The following is a 24397-nucleotide window of genomic DNA, read 5'->3' as shown; positions in this document are numbered from 1 at the left end:
TTCTCGGCCGAACGGCGCTCGCCCATCTGTAACAGTGGATTGCCGCGCGCCGCCGGTGCGGCGCACGGCTCAGCGGCTCTGCCGCTGCTGCAGGAGCAGGTTGCTGAAGCCGTTGGCCGCCAGGGTCTTCTGCGACTGGGTCAGTTGCTGGCGATCGGCGAAGGGGCCGATCAGCACCCGGTGCCAGACCTCCTCGCGCACCGTCCCGGACTCCACGCGCACGTCCTGGCCGAGGAGGATGATCTGCGCGCGCAGGCTTTCCGCGTCGTCCTTGCGGCGGAACGAGCCGGCCTGGAGGAAGAGCTGGGTGGTGACCGGCGCCTTGGCCACCACCGGCGGCGGGGGCGGCACCTCGCCCTTGAGCGCCGCCTCGGCGCGGGCCGCGTCGATCTTCGCCGCTTCCTCGGCGCTCACCGGCTTCTGCTCGACCGTCGCCGGCGGCTGTTCCAGGGCCTGGGGCGGCACTATGACCTCGGACTCCGGCAGCAGGGTGTAGAAGTCGTATTTGGGCTTGGCCGGCTCGGGCTTGCTCGGCTTGGCGGCCGGCTTGGCGTTGCGCGCCTGTTCGGCCTTGTCGCGCTTGATCTCGTCGCGGCCGGGCTCGAGGCTGAACAGGAAGGTCATGAAGCCGCCGATGGCCAGGCCACAGGCCAGCCAGATCCAGGCCGGCACCGGCTTCTTCGCCGGGGCCTTGTAGCGGCTGGCGCCGCGCTTGGCGGCCGGCTTCTTGCGCGCGGCCACCTTACATGCGCTCCAGGGTTTCCAGGCCGAGCAGCTGCAGGCCCTGCTGCAGGGTGCGGCCGGTCAGCGCCGCCAGGCGCAGGCGGCTCTGCTGGGTGGCCTGGTCCGCGGCGGCGAGGATCGGGCAGTTCTCGTAGAAGCTGGAGAACAGTCCGGCCAGGTCGTACAGGTAGGTGCACAGCAGGTGCGGCGTGCCCTTGTCGGCGACGCTGTTGAGCACCTCGCCGAACTGCGCCAGCTTGGCGGCCAGGGCCTGCTCCTGCTCGGCGCCCAGGCTGATCTGGCCGTCGATCTCGGTCACCGCCTTGCCCAGCTTGCGGAATACGCTGGCCACGCGGGTGTAGGCGTAGAGCAGGTAGGGCGCGGTGTTGCCCTCGAAGCTGAGCATTTGCTCGAAGTTGAAGCTGTAGTCGCTGGTGCGGTGCTTGGACAGGTCGGCGTACTTCACCGCGCCGATGCCTACCGCCCGGGCGATCTGCCGCAGTTCGCTCTCGTCCAGCTCCGGGTTCTTGGCCTTGACCAGGGCGTAGGCGCGCTGCTCGGCCTCGTCGAGCAGGTCGATCAGCTTCACCGTGCCGCCGTCGCGGGTCTTGAACGGGCGGCCGTCGGCGCCGTTCATGGTGCCGAAGCCCATGTGCTCCAGCTGCATGGCCGCGTGCACGAAGCCGGCGCGGCGCGCCACCTCGAAGGCCATCTGGAAGTGCAGGGCCTGGCGCTGGTCGACGAAATACAGGGCGCGGTCGGCCTTCAGCACCTGGCTGCGGAAGCGCATGGCGGCCAGGTCGGTGGTCGAGTAGAGGTAGCCGCCGCCGGCCTTCTGCACGATCACCGGCAGCGGGTTGCCCTCGGCGTTCTTGAATTCCTCGAGAAACACGCACTGGGCGCCGTTGTCCTCGGTCAGCAGGCCCTGGTCGCGCAGCGCCGCGACTATGCCCGGCAGCTCGGCGTTGTAGGCGCTCTCGCCCTTGACGTCGGCCGGGCTGAGCTTGACGCCGAGGCGGTCGTAGACCTTCTGGCAGTGCGACAGGGAGATGTCGTTGAAGCGCTGCCACAGGTCCAGGCAGCGGGCGTCGCCGGCCTGCAGCTGCACCACCAGCTGGCGGGCGCGGTCGGCGAACTCGGGCGACTCGTCGAAGCGCTTCTTGGCCGCGCGGTAGAACACCTCCAGGTCGGCCAGCTCGCTCTCGGCGGCGCTGGGCTGTTCCTCCAGGTAGGCCAGCAGCATGCCGAACTGGGTGCCCCAGTCGCCGACATGGTTCTGCCGGATCACCTCGTCGCCGAGGAACTCCAGCACCCGTGCCACGCCGTCGCCGATGATGGTCGAGCGCAGGTGGCCGACGTGCATCTCCTTGGCCAGGTTGGGCGAGGACAGGTCGATCACCACGCGCTGCGGGCTGCCGGCCTTACGCACGCCGAGGCAGTCGTCGGCCAGCGCCGCATCCAGGCGCTGGGCCAGGGCGTCGCTGTTCTGGAAGAAGTTGAGGAAGCCCGGGCCGGCGATCTCCACCTTGCTGATCTGCGGGTCGCTCGGCAGCGCGGCGATCAGCTTCTCGGCCAGCTCGCGGGGCTTCATGGCGGCCGGCTTGGCCAGCATCAGGGCGATGTTGCTGGCGAAGTCGCCGTGGCTCTTGTCCTTGGTGTTCTCCACCTGGATCGTCGGGCTCAGGCCCTCGGGCAGCACGCCTTCGGTGGTCAGGCGGGTCAGGGCTTGCTGGATCAGGTGGCGAATGCTGTCTTTCATGGTCTGCTCGTCCGGCCGCGTGGCGCGGCGGCGCCCGGGGGGCGCTGGTTGAAAACTGCACATTATCCGTGGCCCATCCGGGCTTGCCAACCGCTGTCGTCGGCGATCAGAACAGATCGATCGGGTCGACATCCAGCGACCAGCGCACCGTGCGGCCGCCGGGCATCCGCTCCAGGGTCGCCAGCCAGGCGTGCAGCAGGCGGTGCAGCGGCGCACGGGCGCTGCTCTGCAGCAACAGCTGGGCGCGGTAGCGGCCGGCGCGGCGTTCCATCGGCGCCGGTACCGGGCCGAGCAGTTCGATGCCCTCGAGTTGCAGCTCGTTCAGCAGCAATTCGGCCTCGCTGCAGGCCTCGTCGAGAAAACCCTCGGCCTGGCCCGGCTTGTGCGCCTCGGCGCGCAGCAGGGCCAGGTGGCAGAAGGGCGGCAGGCCGGCGCCGCGGCGCTCGCCCAGGGCCTGCTCGGAGAAGGCGAAGTAGCCCTGCTCGGTCAGCTGTACCAGCAGGGGGTGGTCGGCCAGGTGGCTCTGGATGATCACCCGGCCGGGCTCCTCGGCGCGGCCGGCGCGGCCGGCGACCTGGACGATCAGCTGGGCCATGCGCTCGCTGGCGCGGAAGTCTGCGGAGAACAGGCCGCCGTCGGCATCGAGGATGGCCACCAGGGTGACCCGGGGGAAGTGATGGCCCTTGGCGAGCATCTGGGTGCCGACCAGGATGCACGGCTCGCCGCGCTGGACGCGCTCGAACAGGCTGTGCATCGCCTCCTTGCGCGCCGTGCTGTCGCGGTCCACGCGCAGCACCGGGGTCTGGGGGAACAGGGTCGCCAGGCGCTCCTCGGCGCGTTCGGTGCCGGCCCCGACCGGGCGCAGGTCGAGCCTCTGGCACTTGGGGCAGTGGCTGGGCCGGCGCTGCGTGTGACCGCAGTGGTGGCAGCGCAGCTCGTTCGAGCGCTGGTGCACGGTCATGCGGGCGTCGCAGCGCGGGCATTCCGACAGCCAGCCGCAGTCGTGGCACAGCAGGGTCGGGGCGAAGCCCCGGCGGTTGAGGAACACCAGCACCTGCTGGCCGGCCTCCAGGGTCTGGCGGATGGCCTGCTGCAGCGGTCCGGAAATGCCGGAGTCGAGCGGCAGGCTCTTCACGTCCAGGCGCAGGAAGCGTGGCGGCTGGGCGCCGCCGGCGCGTCGCTCCAGATGCAGCAGGCGGTAGCGGCCGCTGTGGGCATTGTGCAGGCTTTCCAGCGAGGGCGTGGCCGAGCCGAGCAGGATCGGCACGTCGTCCTGCTGGGCGCGCACCAGGGCCAGGTCGCGGGCGTGGTAGCGCAGGCCTTCCTGCTGTTTATAGGAGGCGTCGTGCTCCTCGTCGATGATGATCAGCCCGGGGCGCCGCATCGGGGTGAACAGCGCCGAGCGGGTGCCGATGATGATGTCGGCCTCGCCGTCGCGCGCCGCCAGCCAGGCGTCCAGGCGCTCGCGGTCGTTCACCGCCGAGTGCAGCAGGGCGATGCGCGCGTTGAAGCGCCGTTCGAAGCGCGCCAGGGTCTGCGGCCCCAGGTTGATTTCGGGGATCAGCACCAGGGCCTGCCTGCCGGCCTCCAGGGTGGCGCGGATCAGTTGCAGGTAGACCTCGGTCTTGCCGCTGCCGGTCACCCCCGCCAGGAGGAAGGCGCCGAAGCGGCCGAAACCCTCGCGCACCGCGCGCTCTGCGATCTGCTGCTCGGCGTTCAGCGCCAGCTCCGGCTGGGCCAGCCAGCTGCCGTGGCGTTCCCTGGCGGCGTGGCGGCGCACCTCGATGCGCACCAGGCCCTTTTCCCGCAACAGCTCCAGGCTGTCCTTGTTCAGCTGCAGCTGGCCGAGCAGTTGGTGGGGCACGCCATGGGGGTGCTGGGCGATGGTCTTGAGTGCCTCGCGCTGGCGCGGGGCCCGGGCCAGGCGCGGGTCGTCCATGCGGGCACCGTCGTTGAGCAGCCAGAAGCGCTCCTGGCGCGCCTCGGCGGGCTCGCCCTGGCGCAACAGCACGGGCAGGGCCCAGCTGAGGGTGTCGCCGAGGCTGTGCTGGTAGTACTGGGCCGTCCACAGGCACAGCTTGAATAGCGCCGGCGGCAGCGGAGGCTGGCTGTCGAGCAGTTCCAGGGCGGGCTTGAGCTTGTCCGCCGGCACTTCGCTGCTGTCGCCGATCTCGATGAGGATGCCGATCAGCTCGCGGCGGCCGAAGGGTACGCGCAGGCGCATGCCCGGCTGCAGGGCGCTGCGCGGCACGCCGGGCGGGGCGCGGTAGTCGAACAGGCGGCGCAGCGGTGAGGGCAGGGCGAGGCGCAGGATGGCGGCGGGCACGCAGAGGCTCCAGGCAAGGTCGCGGCGATCTTAGCATGGCCCCCCGCGACAGCCGGCAGGGGCGGCGGCTTGCAACGGGTTGCCGGTCTGGTATGATCCGCGGCCTATTTCCGTGCGGTATCCGACAATAGTGTCGGGTGGCGGCACGACAGCCCCGAGGAATCCACCATGAAAGCCGATATCCACCCGACTTACGAAGCCATCACCGCCACCTGCAGCTGCGGCAACGTGATCGAGACCCGCTCCACCCTGGGCAAGCCGCTGAGCCTGGACGTGTGCAACGAGTGCCACCCGTTCTACACCGGCAAGCAGAAGATGCTGGATACCGGCGGCCGCGTCGATCGCTTCAAGCAGCGTTTCGGCATGTTCGGTTCTGCCAAGTAAGCAGCCGACTCGCCGGAAACGGCCCGATGGCTTGTTCCGCACTACTGAGAAAGGCGTCCCTAGTGGGCGCCTTTTTCGTTTCCGCGCTTTACCTGGCGCCGGCGCTGGCCTTGTGCCCGCCGTCGGGGCCGCTGCAGAGCGTGCAGGTGCAGCGGGTGGTGGACGGCGACACCCTGCGTCTGGCCGACGGGCGCCGCGTGCGCCTGATCGGTCTGAACAGTCCGGAACTGGGGCGCGATGGCCGCTCCGCCGAGCCCTACGCCGAGGCGGCGAGGCGCCGTCTCGATGAGCTGGTGAGCGCCAGCGGGCGGCGTATCGGTCTGCAGCTCGGGCGCCAGGCCCGGGACCGCTACGGCCGTACCCTGGCCCATGGTTTCGATGCACGGGGACGCAATCTCGAGGCGCAGCTGTTGGCCGAGGGGCTCGGCTACCTGGTGGCCATCGCCCCCAACCTGGCCTTGCTCGACTGCCAGCGGGCGGCCGAGCAGCAGGCGCGGCAGGCGCATGCCGGTTTGTGGCGCCGGCCGCCGCTGCGTTCGCCGCAGCAGCTGAGCCGCGGCGGCTTCGCCCTGGTCCGGGGCCGGGTCGAACGGGTCGAGCACAATGGCGGCGGCGTCTGGCTGGAGCTCGACGGCCCGCTGGTGCTGCAGGTGGCGCCCAAGGCCCTGGCGCACTTCGATGTGCAGCGCTTGCAGCGCCTGGCCGGCAAGCGGGTCGAGGCCCGCGGCTGGGTGGTTGACCGCTCGCGGCGCGGCGGCGTAAAACCGGGGAAGGCCCGTTGGCTGTTGCCGTTGAGCCATGAGGCGATGCTGGAGGTGCTGCGATGAGTATGCGTTGTGCGCTGGTGTTATTGGGGCTCCTGCTGCTCGCCGGTTGCGCGTTGAACCCGGCGACCGGGCGCAACGATTTCGTGATGATGAGCGAGCGCCAGGAGCTGGAGCTGGGCCAGCGCTACAACCAGGAGATCCTCAAGCAGTACCCGCGTTATGCCGACGAGAAACTGCAGGCCTATGTGCAGCAGGTCGGCGAGCGGGTGGCCCGGCACAGTCATCGCAGCCAGCTGAGCTACCAGTTCACTGTGGTGGACAGTCCCGATATCAATGCCTTCGCCCTGCCCGGCGGCTACATCTATATCCACCGTGGCCTGCTGGCCTACCTCAATTCCGAAGCCGAGCTGGCGGCCGTGCTCGGCCACGAAGTGGGGCACGTCACTGCGCGCCACAGCGTGCAGCAGCAGAGCCAGTCGAGCGCCTGGAACATCCTCGGCCAGGCGGTGGCCATCGGCACGGGTATCGGCGCCGCCGCCGACCTGACCAATGTGCTGGGCGGCGCCTTCGTCCGTGGCTACGGCCGCGACATGGAGCTGGAGGCGGACGGCCTGGGGGCGCAGTATCTGGCGCGCAGCGGCTACGACCCGCAGGCGATGATCGAGGTGGTCAGGGTGCTCAAGGCGCAGGAGGACTTCGCCCGCGACCAGGCGGCCCGGCGTGGCCAGGCGCGGCAGAGCAGCGGCTATCACGGGCTGTTCGATACCCATCCGGATAACGACCGGCGCCTGCAGCAGGTGCTGGGGCCGGCGCGGGCGCTGGCGAGCGGCAGTCAGGTGGTCAAGCGCGAGGCCTTTCTCGAGCATCTGGAGGGGTTGCCGTTCGGCGACTCGGCGGCCACCGGTGTGCGCCGGGGCCAGCGCTTCTATCATGGCGAGCTGGATTTCACCCTGGGCGTCCCCGACGGCTGGACCCTCAACAATCGCCCGGACGCGCTGATCGGCCTCGCCGGCGATGGGCAGGCAGTCATCGCCCTGACCCTGGTGGACAACCCCAAGGGCCTCGGTGCCGCGCAGTTGCTGCGCGAGCGGGCCGGCACTCAGCGCCTGGTGGCGCAGCAGGCTTTGCAGCAGGCCGGCTTGCAGGGCCATAGCGCGATCATTCCCGGCAGTGCCCCGCGGCGTGTGGCAGTGCTGCTGCACGGGGGGCGTGTCTATCTGTTCGTCGCCGCGGTGCGCGGTGAGGCTTCGCTGCAAAGCCGCGATAGCCAGTTTCTCGAGGTGATCGGCAGCTTCCGACCCTTGGCCGCCGCCGAGCGCAAGCTGGCCGAGCCGTTGCGCCTGCGGGTGGTGCGGGCCCGGGCGGGGCAAAGCCTGGCGGATCTGGCCAGGCACAGCCGGTTGCCGGGCGATGCCGAGGCGAGCCTGCGCCTGCTCAACAATCTCTATCCGGTGGGCGAGCCGCGACCCGGCGATCGGCTCAAGATCGTGCGCTAGGTCAGCCGTTGTCGGGCTGACCTGCCGGTCTTGTGCCGTTGTATACAAGTTGCGTATCCTCGCACGCCTGCCTGTTCAACAGCCCAAAAGCGGAAATGCCACTATGTCTGATCTGAAAACCGCCGCTCTCGAGTATCACGCCCAACCCCGCCCCGGGAAACTGAGTGTCGAGCTGACCAAGCCCACTGCCACCGCCCGCGACCTGTCGCTGGCCTACAGCCCGGGCGTCGCCGAACCGGTGCGTGAGATCGCTCGCGACCCCGAACTGGCCTACCGCTACACCGGCAAGGGCAACCTGGTGGCTGTCATTTCCGACGGTACCGCGATCCTCGGCCTGGGCGACCTCGGCCCGCTGGCCTCCAAGCCGGTCATGGAGGGCAAGGGCGTGCTGTTCAAGCGCTTCGCCGGGATCGACGTGTTCGACATCGAGGTCGACTCGGAAAGCCCGCAGGCCTTCATCGACACGGTCAAGCGCATTTCCATCACCTTCGGCGGCATCAACCTGGAAGACATCAAGGCGCCCGAGTGCTTCGAGATCGAGCGCGCGCTGATCGAGCAGTGCGACATCCCGGTATTCCACGATGACCAGCACGGCACCGCGATCGTCACCGCGGCCGGCATGCTCAATGCCCTGGAAATCGCCGGCAAGAACCTCGAGACGGCGAAGATAGTCTGTCTCGGTGCCGGCGCCGCGGCGGTGTCCTGCATGAAGCTGCTGGTGAGCATGGGCGCCCAGGTCGAGAACATCTACATGATCGACCGCAAGGGCGTGATCCATGCCGGCCGCGACGATCTGAACCAGTACAAGGCGGTGTTCGCCACCGAAACCGAGAAGCGCACCCTGGCCGATGCCCTCGAGGGCGCGGACGTGTTCGTCGGCCTGTCCGGCGCCAACCTGCTGAGCCAGGAAGACCTCCAGCGCATGGCGGCCAACCCCATCGTGTTCGCCTGCTCCAACCCGGACCCGGAAATCAAGCCGGAGCTGGCCCATGAGGTGCGCAGCGACGTGATTATGGCCACTGGTCGTTCGGACTACCCGAACCAGGTCAACAACGTGCTGGGCTTCCCCTTCATCTTCCGCGGCGCCCTGGACGTGCGCGCCACTCGCATCAACGAGGAAATGAAGATCGCCGCCGCCCTGGCCCTGCGCGACCTGGCCAAGCTGCCGGTGCCGCAGGAAGTCTGCGACGCCTACGGCGGTATCAAGCTGGAGTTCGGCCGCGAGTACATCATTCCGAAGCCGATGGACCCGCGCCTGATCACCCTGGTGTGCGACGCCGTGGCCAAGGCCGCCATCGAGACTGGCGTGGCGACCCAGCCCTACCCGAAGCACTATCCGCTGAAGTCGGTGGATGAGGTGTTCAACGGCTAAGGCCGGCCCATAAAAAACCCGCTTCGGCGGGTTTTTTATTTTCTGGTTCGAGGCGGCGCCTCTGGCTCGAGAAGCGCCGTCGGCCGGACCTTAGAACAGGTCGAGCGGCGCGACCTCGTCGGCGGGCAGCGGGCTGCCTGGAATGCCCAGGCTCGGGTCGAGTTCGCTCATCGGTGGCGGCGAGTCCTCGCTCTTGAATAGTTCGAAGTAGGCGTCCGGGGTGCCCGGCAATGCCGTGCGCCCGCTGTGCGGGTCGATGCGCAGGGTCAGCAGGCCGCTCGGTTCTAGCGGCGGATGGCTGGGCTTGTCCTTGAGGGCTTCGCCCATATAGCTCATCCAGATCGGCAGCGCGACCGTGCCGCCATACTCGTGGCGGCCGAGGCTCTCCGGCTGGTCGAAGCCGGCCCATACGGTGGTCACGTAGTCGGCGTTGTAGCCGGAGAACCAGCTGTCCTTGGACTCGTTGGTGGTGCCGGTCTTGCCGGCCAGGTCGCTGCGGCCCAGGGCCATGGCGCGGCGCCCCGTCCCGCGCTTGATCACGTCCTGCAGCATGCTGGTCATGATGTAGGCGGTGCGTTCATCGATAATGCGTTCGGCGACGACCGGCTCGGGCAGGGTGGGCCGAGCCGCCTGGGCGGTGGCGAGCAGGCCGTCCTCGGCCGCGCTCTCCTGTGCCGGGGTGGCGCTCGGCACGCTGGCCGGGGTGGCGGCGAACAGCAGTTGGCCTTGGCGGTCTTCGATGCGCTCGATCAGGTAGGGTTGGATCTTGTAGCCGCCGTTGGCGAAGCTGGTCCAGCCGCTGGCCACCTCCAGCGGGGTCAGGTTGGCCGTGCCCAGCGCCAGGGATAAATTGCGCGGCAGGTCCTGCTTGTCGAAGCCGAAGCGACTGACGTAGTCCAGTGCGTATTCGATGCCGATGGCTTGCAGCAGGCGGATCGACACCAGGTTGCGGGACTTGTACAGGGCTTCGCGCAGGCGGATCGGCCCGAGGAAGGTGTTGTTGTCGTTCTTGGGACGCCAGACCTGATCGAGGTAGTCGTCGACGAACACGATGGGGGCATCGTTGACCAGGCTGGCGGCGGTGTAGCCGCTGTCCAGCGCGGCGCTATAGATGAATGGCTTGAAGCTCGAGCCTGGCTGGCGCTTGGCCTGGGCGGCGCGATTATAGTTGCTCTGCTCGAAGGAGAAACCGCCGACCAGGGCGCGGATCGCCCCGTTGCGCGGGTCCAGGGAGACCAGGGCGCTCTGTGCGGCTGGCAGCTGAACGAAGCTCAGGCTGCCATCGGCCTGGCGCTGCACGCGGATTAGGTCGCCGATCTGGACCACGTCGGCCGGCTGCTTGGGGCGTGGCCCGAGGCTGTTGGTGCTGAGAAAGGGGCGCGCCCATTTCATGCTGTCCCAGGCGACCGCTTCTTCCTTGCCGCTGCGGGTGAGCACGAGTATGCCGCTGGTTTCGACCTGGGTGACGATGGCCGGTTCGAGGCCGCCCCGCGAGTTCTGCTTGGTCAGCTCGCTACGCCAGGTGTCCATGGTCATGCCGGGTAGCCGGCTTTCCGGGCCGCGGTAGCCGTGGCGCTGATCATAGGCCATCAGGCCTTCGCGCACCGCGCGGTTGGCAGCGTCCTGCAGGTCGCTGGGCACCGTGGTGGTGACATTGAAGCCTTCGGTATAGGCATCGCTGCCGAAGCGTCCGACCATCTCGGCGCGGGCCATTTCCGCCACGTAGGGGGCGACGATTTCCGGCGTGGGCACGTGATAGCTGGCGTCTATAGGTTCGGCCAGGGCGGTTTCATAGCGTTGCTGGTCGATCCGGCCGAGCAGGAGCATACGACCGAGAATCCAGTCGCGTCGCTCCTTGGCGCGGGCGGGGTTGACCAAAGGATTGAAGCGCGAGGGGGCTTTCGGCAGGCCGGCGATCATCGCCATCTGCGCCAGGCTCAGATTGCGGATCGACTTGCCGTAGTAGACCTGGGCGGCGGCTTCGATGCCGTAAGCCCGGTTGCCGAGGTAGATCTTGTTGACGTAAAGCTCGAGGATCTCGTTCTTGCTCAGCTCCCGCTCGATCTGCAGGGCGAGGAGGATTTCGTTGATCTTGCGCGAGAAGCTTCGCTCGCTGGTGAGGAAGAAATTCTTCGCCACCTGCATGGTGATGGTGCTGCCGCCGGACTGGATCTGTCCGCTTTTCAATATTTGCGTGGCAGCGCGCATCAGGCTGGTAACGTCGACGCCATAATGGTTGGCAAAATTGTCGTCTTCGGCGGCCAGCAGTGCGTTGGTGAAGTCTGCAGGTATGTCGGCGAAGGCGACGGGGGAACGGCGCATCTCACCGAACTCCGCGATCAGCTTGGCATCGCTGCTGTAGACCCGCAGGGGGATCTGCAGCTGGATGCTGCGCAGCGACTCGACGGAAGGGAGGTTGGGGCTAAGATAGAGGAACGCGCCGCTCAAACTGAGTAACAGCCCGCAAAAAACGGCGACACAGGACCAGCAGAAAAACTTCAGCAGACGCATCAAGATTTTTGGATTTCCAGATAAAAGAACGAGTTAAGCGGAAGGCAAAGCCAAAAGGGGAAAACTGTTCACATTATAAGCGTTTTTTTTCCTGGGGAGCCATTTGCGCTTCTGTCAAGACTGTTATTTAATGTGAAAAAACATAAATAGTCCGTAAGTCGCGGATGCCAATAGGAAATCGGTCGTGCTAGGGCTCTTCAATAAGAATGCGAATACGCTGCTGGGGATCGATATCAGTTCGACCTCGGTCAAGCTCCTCGAGTTGAGTCGCTCCGGAAGCCGCTACAAGGTAGAGGCTTACGCTGTCGAGCCACTCCCCCCAAATGCTGTGGTCGAGAAGAACATCGCCGAGTTGGAAGGCGTTGGTCAGGCGCTTACGCGCGTGTTGAGCAAGGCCAGGAGCGGCGTGAAATCGGTCGCCGTGGCGGTGGCCGGCTCGGCAGTGATCACCAAGACCATCGAGATGGAAGCCGGGCTTTCCGACGATGACCTCGAGAATCAGCTGAAGATCGAGGCCGATCAGTACATCCCCTATCCCCTCGAAGAAGTGGCGATCGACTTCGAAGTGCAGGGGCCTTCGCCGCGCAACCCCGACCGTGTCGAGGTGCTCCTCGCCGCCTGTCGCAAGGAGAACGTCGAGGTTCGAGAGGCCGCGCTGGCCCTGTCCGGCTTGACCGCCAAGGTGGTCGACGTCGAAGCCTATGCCCTGGAGCGCGCCTACGGCCTGCTTGCGGAGCAGCTGGGCGGCGGGCAAGAGGCGCTGACAGTTGCGGTGGTCGATATCGGTGCGACCATGACGACCCTGAGCGTCCTGCATGATGGGCGGACCATCTATACGCGCGAGCAACTGTTCGGGGGCAAGCAGCTGACGGAGGAGATCCAGCGGCGTTACGGGCTGTCGGTTGAGGAGGCTGGGCTCGCCAAGAAGCAGGGAGGCCTTCCAGACGACTATGACAGTGAGGTGTTGCAGCCGTTCAAGGAAGCTGTCGTACAGCAGGTCTCGCGCTCCCTGCAGTTCTTCTTCGCGGCGGGCCAGTTCAACGATGTCGACTACATCCTCCTGGCCGGCGGGACGGCCTCCATCCCGGATCTGGATCGCCTGATACAGCAGAAGATCGGTACTCAAACGCTGGTGGCCAACCCGTTCGCGGACATGGCTCTGGGCGGCAGGGTCAATGCCGGGGCATTGGCCAGCGACGCTCCGTCATTGATGATTGCCTGTGGGCTGGCGCTGAGGAGTTTTGACTAATGGCGCGGATTAACCTACTCCCATGGCGCGAACAGTTACGTGAGGAGCGCAAGCAGCGATTCTTGGTCACGCTCGGCGGTGTCCTGGTGGTTGCGGCTGGCGTGGTCTTCCTTGGCGACCAGTATTTGAATGGCGCAATCGAGCAGCAGAATGCGCGCAACGAGTTCGTGCGCAAGGAAATTGCGGTGCTGGATGCCCGGATCAAGGAGATTAGTGAGCTGAAGACCCGCCGCCAGCAGCTGTTGGAGCGGATGAAGATCATTCAGGATCTGCAGGGCAATAGGCCGATCATTGGCCGGGTGTTCGATCAGTTGGTCAGGACCTTGCCGGATGGCGTCTACTTTACTGGGCTCAAGCTGACGGGTAAGAGCATCGCGATTGTAGGCGCTGCCGAGTCGAACAATCGGGTTTCCAATCTCATGCGTAATCTGGATTCGTCTGAATGGCTGGAGGCTCCCAACTTGACGGAGGTTAAGGCCGTCACCGCAGGTATGGTCGATCAGGCCAATGTATTCCAGTTGACCGTGCAGCAGACGCAGCCTGGTCTAGAGGCTGAGGAGGCCAAGCAATGAGCCTGAGTGACTCGCTGGATAGTCTGCGGAAGATCGATGTCAATGACTTGGATTTTAACAATGTCGGGTCTTGGCCGGCGGCGGTAAAGTTCATTACTGGGCTTTTATTGCTGCTGGTGGTGTTGGCGCTGGGCTACAACTTTCATCTGAAGGATTTGCAGGCGCAGTTGACGGTTCAGGAGGGCGAAGAAGTAGCGCTCAAAGAGCAGTTCGCTACAAAGGCTTTTCAGGCTGCCAACCTTGAGGCTTATAAAGAGCAAATGAAGGAGATGGAAGTTTCCTTTGGTGCATTGCTAAAGCAGCTGCCGAGTGACACCGAGGTCCCAGGGTTGCTTGAGGACATAACTCGTACTGGTTTGGGGAGTGGGCTGGAGTTCGAGGAAATCAAGCTTCTACCGGAGGTGACCCAGCAGTTCTACATTGAGTTGCCTATTCAGATAAAGGTGGTGGGTGCTTATCACGATCTTGCGACCTTTGTCAGTGGCGTTGCCAGTCTGCCGCGTATTGTAACCTTGCATGACTTTGAGCTTGTGCCTGCGAGTGCGGAAAGCACTTCCAAGCTACGCATGAATATCCTGGCAAAAACCTACCGCTACAATGATAAGGGGGTGCAGTAATGAATGGCTCCCGTCTCGCGACGCTTATGATTGCACTGGGGCTGGCAGGTTGTGGTTCGAGTGGTGATTTTGGCGATCTGCAAGCTTATATGGATGAGGTGCGTGCGAGGCCGAAAGGGGCGATAGAGCCTGTGCCTAAGTTTCAGCCGTACGAGAGTTTTACCTACAGCGCAGCAGCGTTGCGTAATCCGTTTCAACCGCCAGTCAAGATCGATATGGTTCAGCGGCAGAAAGGGTCCAAGGAAGTCAAGCCTGATGAGGCGCGTGTCAGGCAGTTTCTCGAAGGCTTCAATATTGAAGCCTTCGAGATGGTTGGCACCCTGGCTAAAGAGGACAGTGTGTATGCCCTGGTGAGTGGTGCCGGGGGGGTTCACAGGGTCAAGGTGGGAGACTATCTCGGGCGCAATCATGGACGAATTCTTGCGATTGATGAGTCCAAGGTCGACGTAATCGAAATCGTTCCAGACGGTGAGGGTGGCTGGCTCGAGCGGCCGCGTAGCCTCTCCCTTAAGGAGCGCTCTTAAGGGGGCGAAATGAATATGAAGAAAAATAACCGATCTGCTCAACGGAACCTGAGAATGAATGGCTCCCTTTCACATCTAGGTGTTTCTCTGTGCGCGTTGCTTTTATCACCAGCGTTACTTGCTGCAAATCTGCAGGCGCTTGATGTCGCTGCCTTGCCTGGGGATCGAGTCGAACTAAAGCTGTCTTTCGATGAGCCGGTTCTTGCGCCTCGCGGTTATACGATTGAGCAGCCGGCACGTATTGCGTTGGATCTGCCGGGTGTTTCCAATAAGTTGGGCGCCAAGAATCGTGATCTGGGGGTGGGGAATGCCCGTAGCGTTACGGTGGTTGAGGCTAAGGACCGAACTCGTCTTATCATTAATTTGAATAGTTTGGCCCCATATAGCACTCGAGTTGAAGGCTCGAGTCTCTACGTGCTTGTAGGAGAGGGTGGTCATGGTGTCGGTTCTCCTGTACAGCCTGTGGCGGCCGCGGCTCCGGCTATTAGTAAGTCCGCTGCGAAACCGTATGTGCCACAAGGTAAAGCGATTAGTAATATCGACTTTCAGCGAGGTGAGCAAGGTGAGGGGAATGTCGTAATAACGCTATCAGATGCAACTGTAAGTCCAGATATCCAAGAGCAAGGCGGTAAAATTCGCTTGGATTTCGCGAAGACTCAGCTTCCGGATTCCTTACGTGTGCGGTTGGATGTCAAGGATTTCGCCACTCCTGTTCAGTTTGTTAGTGCGACCGGTTCCTCGGAAAAGGCCAGTGTCGTGATTGAACCTGTCGGGCTGTACGATTATCTGGCTTATCAGACGGATAATAAGCTTACGCTAAGCATTAAGCCTTTGACGCAGGATGAGGTAGAGCAGCGCAAGAGTGAGCGTTTTGCTTACAGCGGTGAAAAGCTCTCGCTGAACTTCCAGGACATTGATGTTCGTTCCGTGCTTCAGTTGATCGCCGACTTTACCGACTTAAATTTGGTTGCCAGTGATACTGTGCAAGGCAATATTACCTTACGGTTGCAAAATGTTCCTTGGGATCAGGCATTGGATTTGGTTCTCAAGACCAAGGGGTTGGATAAGCGTCAAGTGGGGAACGTGCTGCTGGTAGCTCCGGCAGACGAAATCGCAGCGCGCGAGCGTCAAGAGCTTGAAGCGCAGAAGCAAATAGCGGAGTTGGCGCCGTTGCGCCGAGAGTTAATTCAGGTTAATTACGCTAAAGCAGCTGACATGGCTAAGCTGTTCCAGTCTGTCACTAGTGGAGAGGGCGCCGCTGATGAGCGTGGCTCCATTACTGTCGACGATCGAACAAATAGCATTATTGCCTATCAAACTCAGGATCGGTTGGATGAGTTGCGCCGAATTGTCTCGCAGCTCGATATCCCTGTCAGGCAGGTTATGATTGAGGCCCGTATAGTAGAGGCTAATGTCGACTACGATAAGGCGTTGGGAGTTAACTGGCAGGGGGCGCGAGTTGGAGACAACAATTTCGTGATCGGTGGCGGTGGCGGTGGCAATCGCACGGTCAACAATGGGAATCCGGCTACTGCGCTTGGTAACTTTGTCGATCTCGGGGTTGGCGCTTCTACAACGTCATCAATCGGTATTGGATTCGTGACGGACAATGCCATTCTGGATCTTGAACTGTCCGCGATGGAAAAAACGGGTAACGGTGAAATCGTTTCTCAGCCAAAGGTTGTGACATCCGACAAGGAAACAGCGAAGATTTTGAAGGGTTCTGAGGTTCCTTATCAGGAGGCGAGCTCCAGTGGCGCTACTAGTGTGTCTTTCAAAGAGGCGGCGCTCTCATTGGAGGTGACCCCGCAAATCACGCCGGATAACCGTATCATCATGGAAGTTAAGGTCACTAAGGATGAGCCTGATTTTGCCAACGCTATACTTGGTGTGCCACCCATCAAGAAAAATGAAGTCAATGCCAAAGTACTGGTTGCTGACGGTGAAACCATAGTAATTGGTGGCGTCTTTTCGAACACTCAAACAACTGCGGTTGACAAGGTCCCGTTTTTGGGGGATGTGCCATTCTTGGGGCGTATGTTCAGGCGTGATGTGGTGCAGGATAAGAAGTCCGAGCTGCTGGTTTTCCTCACTCCGCGTATCATGAACAACCAGGCCATTGCCGTGAGCCGTTAACCTAGTGCGCAATTTGATCCTCGTTGGCCCGATGGGTGCCGGAAAAAGCACCATCGGGCGTTTGCTTGCCAAAGAGCTGCGGCTGCCGTTCAAGGACTCGGATAAGGAAATCGAGCAGCGGACGGGGGCCGATATTCCCTGGATTTTCGATGTCGAAGGGGAGCAGGGCTTTCGCGAGCGTGAGCAAGCGGTGATCGCCGAGCTATGCGAGTTCGACGGCATGGTGTTGGCAACCGGGGGTGGAGCGGTGATGCGTCTGGAAAACCGTGCGGCGCTTAGGCGTGGTGGGCGCGTTGTTTACTTGCATGCCTCGGTCGTGCAGCAGCTCGATCGTACTTCGCGCGACCGTAATCGTCCTTTGTTGCGCACTGCAGATCCGGCCAAGGTGCTCAGCGATCTGCTGGCGGTTCGTGACCCGCTGTACCGGGAAATTGCCGATGTAGTGGTGGAGACGGACGAGCGTCCGCCGCGCTTGGTCGTACAGGAAATACTGGAGCGCCTGGAAGCGCTGCCGCCCCGTTAAAGCGCGGGCTGAACTGCGCTATCCTAGGGCCCTTTTCAATCCGGGGGCTCCATGCAAACTCTTCAGGTCGATCTCGGTGAGCGTAGTTATCCCATTTATATCGGCGCCGACATACTGGCTCGGCCCGATCTATTAGCCTCGCACATTGCTGGACGCCAGGTGGCCATAGTCACCAACGAAACGGTGGCGCCGCTTTATCTGCGTGCCCTCGAATCGGTACTGGGCGGTTACATGCTGACCTCCGTGGTTCTGCCCGACGGTGAGGCGTTCAAGACCTGGGAAACCCTGCAGAAAATCTTCGATGCCATGCTGACGGCGCGGCATGATCGGCGCACCACGGTCATCGCCTTGGGTGGTGGCGTGATCGGCGATATGGCGGGCTTTGCCGCAGCTTGTTACCAGCGTGGGGTCAATTTCATTCAGGTGCCGACCACGCTGTTGTCACAGGTGGATTCCTCGGTCGGGGGGAAGACAGGGATCAACCACCCGCTCGGCAAGAACATGGTCGGCGCCTTCTATCAGCCTCAGGCGGTGTTGATCGATACCGCCAGTCTGAGCACCTTGCCGGCGCGGGAGTTATCCGCGGGGCTGGCGGAGGTGATCAAGTACGGTTTGATCTGCGATGCGGACTTCCTTGCCTGGCTTGAGCAAAACATGGCGGCGTTGCGGGCGCTCGACCAGTCGGCATTGACCGTAGCTATCGAGCGCTCCTGCGCGGCCAAGGCGCGAGTGGTCGGTGCCGATGAGCGCGAGTCGGGAGTGCGGGCCACGCTGAATCTGGGGCATACCTTCGGGCATGCCATCGAGACTCATCAGGGCTATGGCGTCTGGCTGCATGGCGAAGCGGTGGCGGCGGGCACCGTGATGGCCTTGGAGATGTCGAGGCGTCTTGGCTGGATTTCGACCGCCGATCGTGACCGGGCGGTGCGCCTGTTCCAGGCGGCCGGCTTGCCGGTGGTGCCGCCGGCAGACATGGCGCCGGACGATTTTCTTGAGCACATGGCCATCGATAAGAAGGTGCTCGACGGGCGCTTGCGCTTGGTTCTGCTGCGTCAGCTGGGTGAGGCGGTAGTGACCGGCGATTATCCGCACGAGATATTGCACGCCACCCTCGCGACCGATTACGTGGCGCTGGTGGATCAGTTAAAACACTAATGAGTGCCCCATGACCAGTCTGCACGCTGACGAGGCTTTCCTCGATCACTACCACTTCAGCCATGACCCCTTCGCTGCCCGGGTGCCCGGCTTCAAATTTTTTCCCGCTCAGCGCAAGCCGGTGCTGGGCCAGTTGCACCACCTCGCGCGTTACAGTCAGCTGCTGTTGGTGGTGACCGGCCCGCAAGGCAGCGGTAAGACGCTCCTGCGCCAGGCGTTGGTGGCCAGCACCAACAAGCAGGCCGTTCATTGTGTGGTGGTTTCTGCGCGGGGCGCAGTCGAGCCTGGTGCTGTGTTGCGCCAGGTTGCCCAGGGGTTGCAGGTTCAGCAGGCCGAGTTGACGGCCATCCTGAGGCAGGTCGGGCAGATGGCCTTGACCGGGCAAGAGGTCTACGTGCTGGTCGACGACGCGGAGCAGCTCGGCGATGCCGCATTGGCGAGCTTGCTGACGCTGGCCGAGGGGGACGGGGAGGGGCGTGCCCATGTGTTCCTGTTTGCCGAGCCGCAGCTGGTCGAGCGACTGGAGGCGCTGGTCGAGGGGGAGGAGTGTTTCCATGCGCTCGCGTTGCAGCCTTATGCCGAGGATGAGACCCGCGAATACCTGGCGCAGCGCCTGGAGGGGGCTGGGCAGGGGTTGGAGCTGCTTTCGGATGAGCAGGTGCTGGATGTGCATCGCCGTTCGGGAGGGTGGCCGGGCGGCATCAACGAGGTGGCGCGTGAGGTTCTTGTCGAGGCCATGCTGGCCAAGCGGGGAGCTAAACGGCGTGCGGGGCTGAACCTGCCGAAAAAGCATCTGCTGGCATTGACTGTGGTGGGGATTGGCGTGCTGGCTGCCTGGCTGATGCAGGGGCGTTCGACTGGTGAGGTGGCCGGCCCGACTACGGCTCAGCTGCCGCTAGGTCAGATAGGGCAGTCCGGCGTGGAGGGGGCTGTGCCCGCGCCTGCTGTCGAGGTGGCCTCAGGGGGGGCGCCGGCCATCGAGTTTGCGGGCGCCAGCCAGCCGTTGCCGCTGCCGTTGGTGGGAGAGGCGCAGCCGGTCATTCGCCAGCCTCTGGCGCAGGCGGCGGGTGCTGGCTCGGCTGAAGAGGTCGATGAAGCGCAGGGGGCTGCTGGTGTGAGTGTCGAGGTGCCGCCGGTGCCGGACGCGCCTGCTCCTTCGCTGCCCGCTGTCGCCGCAGTTGTTCCAGCAGTGGTCGAGGCGCCAGCGACGGCTAGTGTTGCTCCTGCTCCTGCTCCTGCTCCTGCTCCTGCTCCTGCGGTAAAGCCGAAAGAGGTGCCCGCGACGGCAGGCAAGGTGGAGGGGGCAGCAGGGTGGTATGCTGCGCAGGCGGCGTCACGCTATACCTTGCAGATTCTGGGGGCGCGCGCAGAGAGCAGTGCTCGGGCCTTTGTGCGCCAGCACGGGTCGGACTACCACTACTTCAAGAAGCTGCATCAGGGGCGGCCGCTGTATGTGGTGACCTACGGCAGCTTTGTCTCCCGCGAAGCGGCTCAGGCGGCGCTCAAGGCTTTGCCGGCCAAGGTACAGGCGGGCGGCCCCTGGCCCCGCACCTTTGCCAGCATCAAGCAGGAAATTGCCTCGGCCCGTTAGGTGCTTCGGCCTGCGGAATGATGACCGCTCGGTCGATAGCATGATCGATCGGTCACTTCCTTCGCTTTTGCGACAAAAGCTTTCAATGGCTCGCCACGAAGATTTGTGACGGCCCAGGCAGATATGTACAATGACCTCCCTTTTGCCTGCGCAAAGCCGGGGCTTTGCCCTGCGCGCCTGGTAAGTGGTTGAATTTGAAAGCAATTGCCTTGAAAAAGGCAGTCTGGTGAGAGTCCCTATGAAAGCAGGTTTGTACCGTCCTGATGAGTTCAAGGATAACTGCGGCTTCGGCCTGATCGCCCATATGCAGGGCGAGGCGAGCCATCACCTGCTGCAGACCGCCATTGAAGCTCTGACATGCATGACCCATCGCGGTGGGATCAACGCCGATGGCAAGACCGGCGATGGCTGCGGCCTGCTGATCCAGAAGCCGGATGCCTTCCTGCGCGCCGTGGCCCAGGAGCATTTCGCCGTCGACCTGCCCGCGCAGTACGCCGTGGGCATGGTGTTCCTCAATCAGGACCCGGCCAAGGCCGAGGCCGCCCGCGAGAACATGAATCGCGAGATTCTCGCTGCAGGCTTGCAGCTGATCGGCTGGCGCAAGGTGCCGGTCGATACCAGTGTGCTCGGCCGTCTGGCGCTGGAGCGCCTGCCGCAGATCGAGCAGGTGTTCGTCGGCGGGGAGGGTCTCAGCGACCAGGACTTCGCGATCAAGCTGTTCAGCGCCCGGCGCCGCTCCTCCGTGGCCAACGCTGCTGACGTCGAGCACTACATCTGCAGCTTCTCGCACAAGACCATCATCTACAAAGGCCTGATGATGCCGGCCGACCTGCAGCAGTTCTACCCGGACCTGGGTGACGAGCGTCTGCAGACCGCCATCTGCGTGTTCCACCAGCGCTTCTCCACCAATACCCTGCCGAAGTGGCCGCTGGCGCAACCGTTCCGCTTCCTCGCCCACAACGGCGAGATCAACACCATCACCGGCAACCGCAACTGGGCCCAGGCCCGTCGCACCAAGTTCGCCAACGAGCTGATCGGCGACCTGGACGAACTGGGCCCGCTGGTCAACCGCGTCGGCTCCGACTCCTCGAGCATGGACAACATGCTCGAGCTGATGGTCACCGGCGGCATCGACCTGTTCCGCGGCGTGCGCATGATCATTCCGCCGGCCTGGCAGAACGTCGAGACCATGGACGCCGACCTGCGCGCGTTCTACGAATTCAACTCCATGCACATGGAGCCCTGGGACGGCCCGGCCGGCGTAGTGCTGACCGACGGTCGCCACGCCGTCTGCCTGCTCGACCGTAACGGCCTGCGTCCGGCGCGCTGGGTCACCACCAAGAACGGCTACATCACCCTGGCGTCGGAAATCGGCGTGTGGGACTACCAGCCGGACGAAGTGATCGCCAAGGGCCGGGTCGGTCCGGGGCAGATCCTCGCGGTGGACACCGAAACCGGCCAGGTGCTGACCACCGACGACATCGATAACCGCCTGAAGTCGCGTCACCCTTATAAGCAGTGGCTGCGCAAGCATGCCCAGCGCATCCAGGCGACCCTGGAAGACCGTGACCACGGTTCGGCCTTCTACGATGCCGACCAGCTCAAGCAGTACATGAAGATGTACCAGGTCACCTTCGAGGAGCGTGACCAGGTGTTGCGTCCGCTCGGCGAGCAGGGCCAGGAAGCGGTCGGTTCCATGGGCGACGACACGCCGATGGCGGTACTCAGCCAGCGCGTGCGCTCGCCGTACGACTATTTCCGCCAGCAGTTCGCCCAGGTCACCAACCCGCCGATCGACCCGCTGCGCGAAGCCATCGTCATGTCCCTGGAAGTCTGCCTGGGCGCCGAGCGCAACATCTTCAGCGAGTCGCCGGAGCATGCGGCGCGGGTGATCCTCAGCAGCCCGGTGATCTCGCCGGCCAAGTGGCGCGCGCTGATGACCCTGGAGCGTCCGGGCTTCGAGCGCCAGCTGATCGACATGAACTACGACGAGACCCTCGGTCTCGAGGCGGCCGTGCGCAACATGGCCGACCAGGCCGAGGAGGCGGTGCGCGGCGGCAAGGTGCTGCTGGTGCTCTCCGACCGGCATATCGCCCCGGGCAAGCTGCCGGCCCACGCCGCGCTGGTCACCGGTGCGGTGCATCACCGCCTGGTGGAGAAGGGTCTGCGTTGCGACTGCAACATCCTGGTGGAGACCGCCACCGCCCGCGACCCGCACCACTACGCGGTGCTGCTCGGCTTCGGCGCCTCGGCGGTCTATCCCTTCCTGGCCTACGAGGTGCTCGGCGACCTGATCCGCACCGGCGAGGTGCTGGGCGACCTGTACGAGGTGTTCAAGCACTACCGCAAGGGCATCTCCAAGGGTCTGCTGAAGATCCTCTCGAAGATGGGCATCTCGACCATGGCCTCCTACCGCGGCGCCCAGCTGTTCGAGGCCGTCGGCCTGGCCGACGAGGTCACCGAGCTGTGCTTCCGTGGCGTCGCCAGCCGCATCAAGGGCGCGCGCTTCGCCGACCTCGAGGCCGAGCAGAAGCTGCTGGCGGGCGAGGCCTGGAACAACCGCAAGGCGATCCAGCAGGGCGGCTTGCTCAAGTTCGTCTACGGTGGCGAGTACCACGCCTACAACCCGGATGTGGTCAGCACCCTGCAGGCCGCCGTGCAGCAGGGCAGCTACGAGAAGTACAAGGAGTACAGTGCCCTGGTCGACACCCGGCCGGTGTCGATGATCCGCGACCTGCTCAAGCCCAAGCTGGCCGAGCAGGCGCTGGCGCTGGACGAGGTCGAGCCGCTGGCGTCCATCTTCCAGCGCTTCGACTCCGCCGGTATTTCCCTCGGCGCCTTGTCGCCCGAGGCCCATGAGGCCATCGCCGAGGCGATGAACCGCCTCGGCGCGCGCTCCAACTCCGGCGAGGGCGGCGAAGACCCGGCCCGCTACGGCACCGCGCGCAGCTCGAAGATCAAGCAGGTGGCCACCGGCCGCTTCGGCGTGACCCCGGAGTACCTGGTCAACGCCGAGGTGCTGCAGATCAAGGTGGCCCAGGGCGCCAAGCCCGGCGAGGGCGGCCAGCTGCCGGGCGGCAAGGTCAACGGCCTGATCGCCCGCCTGCGCTACGCGGTGCCGGGCGTCACCCTGATCTCGCCGCCGCCGCACCACGACATCTACTCGATCGAAGACCTGGCGCAGCTGATCTTCGACCTCAAACAGGTCAACCCCCAGGCCCTGGTGTCGGTCAAGCTGGTGGCCGAGGCCGGCGTCGGTACCATCGCCGCCGGCGTGGCCAAGGCCTATGCCGACCTGATCACCATCTCCGGCTACGACGGCGGTACCGGCGCCTCGCCGCTGACCTCCATCCGCTACGCCGGCGCGCCCTGGGAACTGGGCCTGGCCGAGACCCACCAGACCCTGCGCGGCAACGACCTGCGCGGCAAGGTGCGGGTGCAGACCGACGGCGGCCTGAAGACCGGCCTGGACGTGATCAAGGCGGCCATCCTCGGTGCCGAGAGCTTCGGCTTCGGCACCGCGCCGATGATCGCCCTGGGCTGCAAGTACCTGCGCATCTGCCACCTGAACAACTGCGCCACCGGCGTGGCCACGCAGAACGACAAGCTGCGCAAGGACCACTTCATCGGCACGGTGGAGATGGTGATGAACTTCTTCACCTACGTCGCCGAGGAAACCCGCGAGTGGCTGGCCAAGCTGGGCGTGCGCAGCCTGCAGGAGCTGATCGGTCGCACCGACCTGCTCGAGGTGCTGCCGGGCGAGACCGCCAAGCAGGGCAACCTGGACCTCAGCCCGCTGCTCGGCAGCGCGCACATCCCGGCCGACAAGCCGCAGTTCTGCCAGGTGGAGAAGAACCCGCCGTTCGACCAGGGGTTGCTGGCCGAGAAGATGGTCGAGCTGGCCAAGCCGGCCATCGACGCCGCCAGCGGCGGCGAGTTCGCGCTGGACATCTGCAACTGCGACCGTTCCATCGGCGCCCGCGTGTCCGGCGAGATCGCCCGCAAGCATGGCAACCAGGGCATGGCCAAGGCGCCGATCACCTTCCGCTTCAGGGGCACCGCGGGGCAGAGCTTCGGCGTGTGGAACGCCGGCGGCCTGAACCTGTACCTGCAGGGCGACGCCAACGACTACGTGGGCAAGGGCATGACCGGCGGCAAGCTGGTGATCACCCCGCCGGCGGGTAGTCCGTTCGCCACCCAGGACTCGGCCATCATCGGCAACACCTGCCTGTACGGCGCCACCGGCGGCAAGCTGTTCGCCGCCGGCACCGCGGGCGAGCGCTTCGCCGTGCGCAACTCCGGTGCGCACACCGTGGTGGAAGGCACCGGTGACCACTGCTGCGAATACATGACCGGCGGTTTCGTCTGCGTGCTGGGCAAGACCGGTTACAACTTCGGCTCCGGCATGACCGGCGGCTTCGCCTACGTGCTCGACCTGGACAACAGTTTCTACGACAAGGTCAACCACGAACTGGTGGAGATCCAGCGGATCAACAACGAGGCGATGGAGGCTTATCGCAGCCACCTGCAGCGCGTACTGGCCGAGTACGTCGAGGAAACCGCCAGCGAGTGGGGCCGTACCCTGCTGGAAAACCTGGACGACTACCTGCGCAAGTTCTGGCTGGTCAAGCCGAAGGCCGCGAGCCTGAAGACGCTGCTCTCCAGCACCCGTGCCAACCCGCAATGATTTGC

The 24397-nt window shown here is 64.3% G+C and carries 17 protein-coding genes; 13 read left to right on the top strand and 4 right to left on the bottom strand.

The window, feature by feature from the left end; all coding sequences use genetic code 11:
• Positions 1-69: 69 nt before the first annotated feature.
• The 3 genes from ACSX1C_RS13430 to ACSX1C_RS13420 all read right to left on the bottom strand — a co-directional run bounded on the left by ACSX1C_RS13430 (position 70) and on the right by ACSX1C_RS13420 (position 4808).
• Entirely contained in the window at positions 70-741 is a 672-nt protein-coding gene (locus ACSX1C_RS13430; RefSeq protein ID WP_439886535.1) for an SPOR domain-containing protein, read from the bottom strand.
• 1 nt (position 742) lies between these two features.
• Positions 743-2482, bottom strand: a complete 1740-nt coding sequence (gene argS / locus ACSX1C_RS13425) for an arginine--tRNA ligase (protein ID WP_439886534.1) — start codon at positions 2480-2482, stop codon at positions 743-745.
• A 106-nt stretch (positions 2483-2588) separates the two neighbouring features.
• Complete coding sequence (locus ACSX1C_RS13420) at positions 2589-4808, bottom strand: primosomal protein N' (protein WP_439886533.1); 2220 nt, start codon at positions 4806-4808, stop codon at positions 2589-2591.
• Positions 4809-4976: 168 nt separating this feature from the next.
• Here ACSX1C_RS13420 and rpmE point away from each other — a divergent pair, with 168 nt between their 5' ends.
• The 4 genes from rpmE to ACSX1C_RS13400 all read left to right on the top strand — a co-directional run bounded on the left by rpmE (position 4977) and on the right by ACSX1C_RS13400 (position 8827).
• Entirely contained in the window at positions 4977-5192 is a 216-nt protein-coding gene (gene rpmE, locus ACSX1C_RS13415; RefSeq protein ID WP_318644760.1) for a 50S ribosomal protein L31, read from the top strand.
• Positions 5193-5218: 26 nt separating this feature from the next.
• Entirely contained in the window at positions 5219-6019 is an 801-nt protein-coding gene (locus ACSX1C_RS13410; RefSeq protein ID WP_439886532.1) for a thermonuclease family protein, read from the top strand.
• A 2-nt stretch (positions 6020-6021) separates the two neighbouring features.
• Positions 6022-7455, top strand: a complete 1434-nt coding sequence (locus ACSX1C_RS13405) for a M48 family metalloprotease (RefSeq protein WP_439889422.1) — start codon at positions 6022-6024, stop codon at positions 7453-7455.
• Positions 7456-7558: 103 nt separating this feature from the next.
• Complete coding sequence (locus tag ACSX1C_RS13400; RefSeq protein WP_318644762.1) at positions 7559-8827, top strand: malic enzyme-like NAD(P)-binding protein; 1269 nt, start codon at positions 7559-7561, stop codon at positions 8825-8827.
• Between the two features lie 90 nt (positions 8828-8917).
• On the opposite strand, the gene ACSX1C_RS13395 is transcribed toward ACSX1C_RS13400, so the two are convergent.
• Positions 8918-11338: a penicillin-binding protein 1A gene (locus ACSX1C_RS13395; RefSeq protein ID WP_439886531.1), complete on the bottom strand. Its 2421-nt coding sequence runs from the start codon at positions 11336-11338 to the stop codon at positions 8918-8920.
• Positions 11339-11522: 184 nt separating this feature from the next.
• On the opposite strand from ACSX1C_RS13395, the gene ACSX1C_RS13390 reads away from it, so the two are divergent.
• From ACSX1C_RS13390 to gltB, 9 genes are all read left to right on the top strand, one after another.
• A complete protein-coding gene (locus ACSX1C_RS13390) occupies positions 11523-12587 on the top strand; it encodes a pilus assembly protein PilM (RefSeq protein ID WP_439886530.1) in 1065 nt (354 codons plus the stop codon).
• Positions 12587-13159, top strand: coding sequence for a type 4a pilus biogenesis protein PilN (pilN, locus tag ACSX1C_RS13385; protein ID WP_439886529.1), 573 nt, complete (start codon positions 12587-12589; stop codon positions 13157-13159). The genes ACSX1C_RS13390 and pilN overlap by 1 nt, the downstream gene beginning before the upstream one ends.
• The gene (gene pilO, locus ACSX1C_RS13380) at positions 13156-13776 is read left to right on the top strand and encodes a type 4a pilus biogenesis protein PilO (protein WP_369960173.1); all 621 of its coding nucleotides are present in this window, start codon (positions 13156-13158) and stop codon (positions 13774-13776) included. Before pilN ends, pilO begins: the two co-directional genes overlap by 4 nt.
• Positions 13776-14300, top strand: coding sequence for a type 4a pilus biogenesis lipoprotein PilP (pilP, locus tag ACSX1C_RS13375; RefSeq protein ID WP_439886528.1), 525 nt, complete (start codon positions 13776-13778; stop codon positions 14298-14300). The genes pilO and pilP overlap by 1 nt, the downstream gene beginning before the upstream one ends.
• Positions 14301-14354: 54 nt before the next feature.
• The gene (gene pilQ, locus ACSX1C_RS13370; RefSeq protein ID WP_439889421.1) at positions 14355-16436 is read left to right on the top strand and encodes a type IV pilus secretin PilQ; all 2082 of its coding nucleotides are present in this window, start codon (positions 14355-14357) and stop codon (positions 16434-16436) included.
• Positions 16437-16440: 4 nt separating this feature from the next.
• The gene (gene aroK / locus ACSX1C_RS13365; protein WP_439886527.1) at positions 16441-16959 is read left to right on the top strand and encodes a shikimate kinase AroK; all 519 of its coding nucleotides are present in this window, start codon (positions 16441-16443) and stop codon (positions 16957-16959) included.
• Between the two features lie 51 nt (positions 16960-17010).
• The gene (gene aroB, locus ACSX1C_RS13360; RefSeq protein ID WP_439886526.1) at positions 17011-18114 is read left to right on the top strand and encodes a 3-dehydroquinate synthase; all 1104 of its coding nucleotides are present in this window, start codon (positions 17011-17013) and stop codon (positions 18112-18114) included.
• Between the two features lie 10 nt (positions 18115-18124).
• The gene (locus tag ACSX1C_RS13355; RefSeq protein ID WP_439886525.1) at positions 18125-19705 is read left to right on the top strand and encodes an SPOR domain-containing protein; all 1581 of its coding nucleotides are present in this window, start codon (positions 18125-18127) and stop codon (positions 19703-19705) included.
• 238 nt (positions 19706-19943) lie between these two features.
• Positions 19944-24392, top strand: a complete 4449-nt coding sequence (gltB, locus tag ACSX1C_RS13350) for a glutamate synthase large subunit (protein ID WP_439886524.1) — start codon at positions 19944-19946, stop codon at positions 24390-24392.
• Positions 24393-24397 lie beyond the last annotated feature (5 nt).

Source organism: Pseudomonas sp. MBLB4123 (assembly GCF_051904775.1).
Lineage (GTDB): Bacteria > Pseudomonadota > Gammaproteobacteria > Pseudomonadales > Pseudomonadaceae > Aquipseudomonas > Aquipseudomonas benzenivorans_B.
The sequence above is the reverse complement of the archived record's forward strand: the minus strand, read 5'-3'. Positions and strand labels throughout refer to the sequence as shown.

Excerpts from the sequence above, each read along its gene's own strand:
- argS (WP_439886534.1), bottom strand. The coding sequence starts at position 2,482 with ATGAAAGACAGCATTCGCCACCTGATCCAGCAAGCCCTGACCCGCCTG.
- rpmE (WP_318644760.1), top strand. The coding sequence starts at position 4,977 with ATGAAAGCCGATATCCACCCGACTTACGAAGCCATCACCGCCACCTGC.
- ACSX1C_RS13410 (WP_439886532.1), top strand. The coding sequence starts at position 5,219 with ATGGCTTGTTCCGCACTACTGAGAAAGGCGTCCCTAGTGGGCGCCTTT.
- ACSX1C_RS13405 (WP_439889422.1), top strand. The coding sequence starts at position 6,022 with ATGCGTTGTGCGCTGGTGTTATTGGGGCTCCTGCTGCTCGCCGGTTGC.
- ACSX1C_RS13400 (WP_318644762.1), top strand. The coding sequence starts at position 7,559 with ATGTCTGATCTGAAAACCGCCGCTCTCGAGTATCACGCCCAACCCCGC.
- ACSX1C_RS13395 (WP_439886531.1), bottom strand. The coding sequence starts at position 11,338 with ATGCGTCTGCTGAAGTTTTTCTGCTGGTCCTGTGTCGCCGTTTTTTGC.
- pilN (WP_439886529.1), top strand. The coding sequence starts at position 12,587 with ATGGCGCGGATTAACCTACTCCCATGGCGCGAACAGTTACGTGAGGAG.
- pilO (WP_369960173.1), top strand. The coding sequence starts at position 13,156 with ATGAGCCTGAGTGACTCGCTGGATAGTCTGCGGAAGATCGATGTCAAT.
- pilP (WP_439886528.1), top strand. The coding sequence starts at position 13,776 with ATGAATGGCTCCCGTCTCGCGACGCTTATGATTGCACTGGGGCTGGCA.
- pilQ (WP_439889421.1), top strand. The coding sequence starts at position 14,355 with ATGAATGGCTCCCTTTCACATCTAGGTGTTTCTCTGTGCGCGTTGCTT.
- aroB (WP_439886526.1), top strand. The coding sequence starts at position 17,011 with ATGCAAACTCTTCAGGTCGATCTCGGTGAGCGTAGTTATCCCATTTAT.
- ACSX1C_RS13355 (WP_439886525.1), top strand. The coding sequence starts at position 18,125 with ATGACCAGTCTGCACGCTGACGAGGCTTTCCTCGATCACTACCACTTC.
- gltB (WP_439886524.1), top strand. The coding sequence starts at position 19,944 with ATGAAAGCAGGTTTGTACCGTCCTGATGAGTTCAAGGATAACTGCGGC.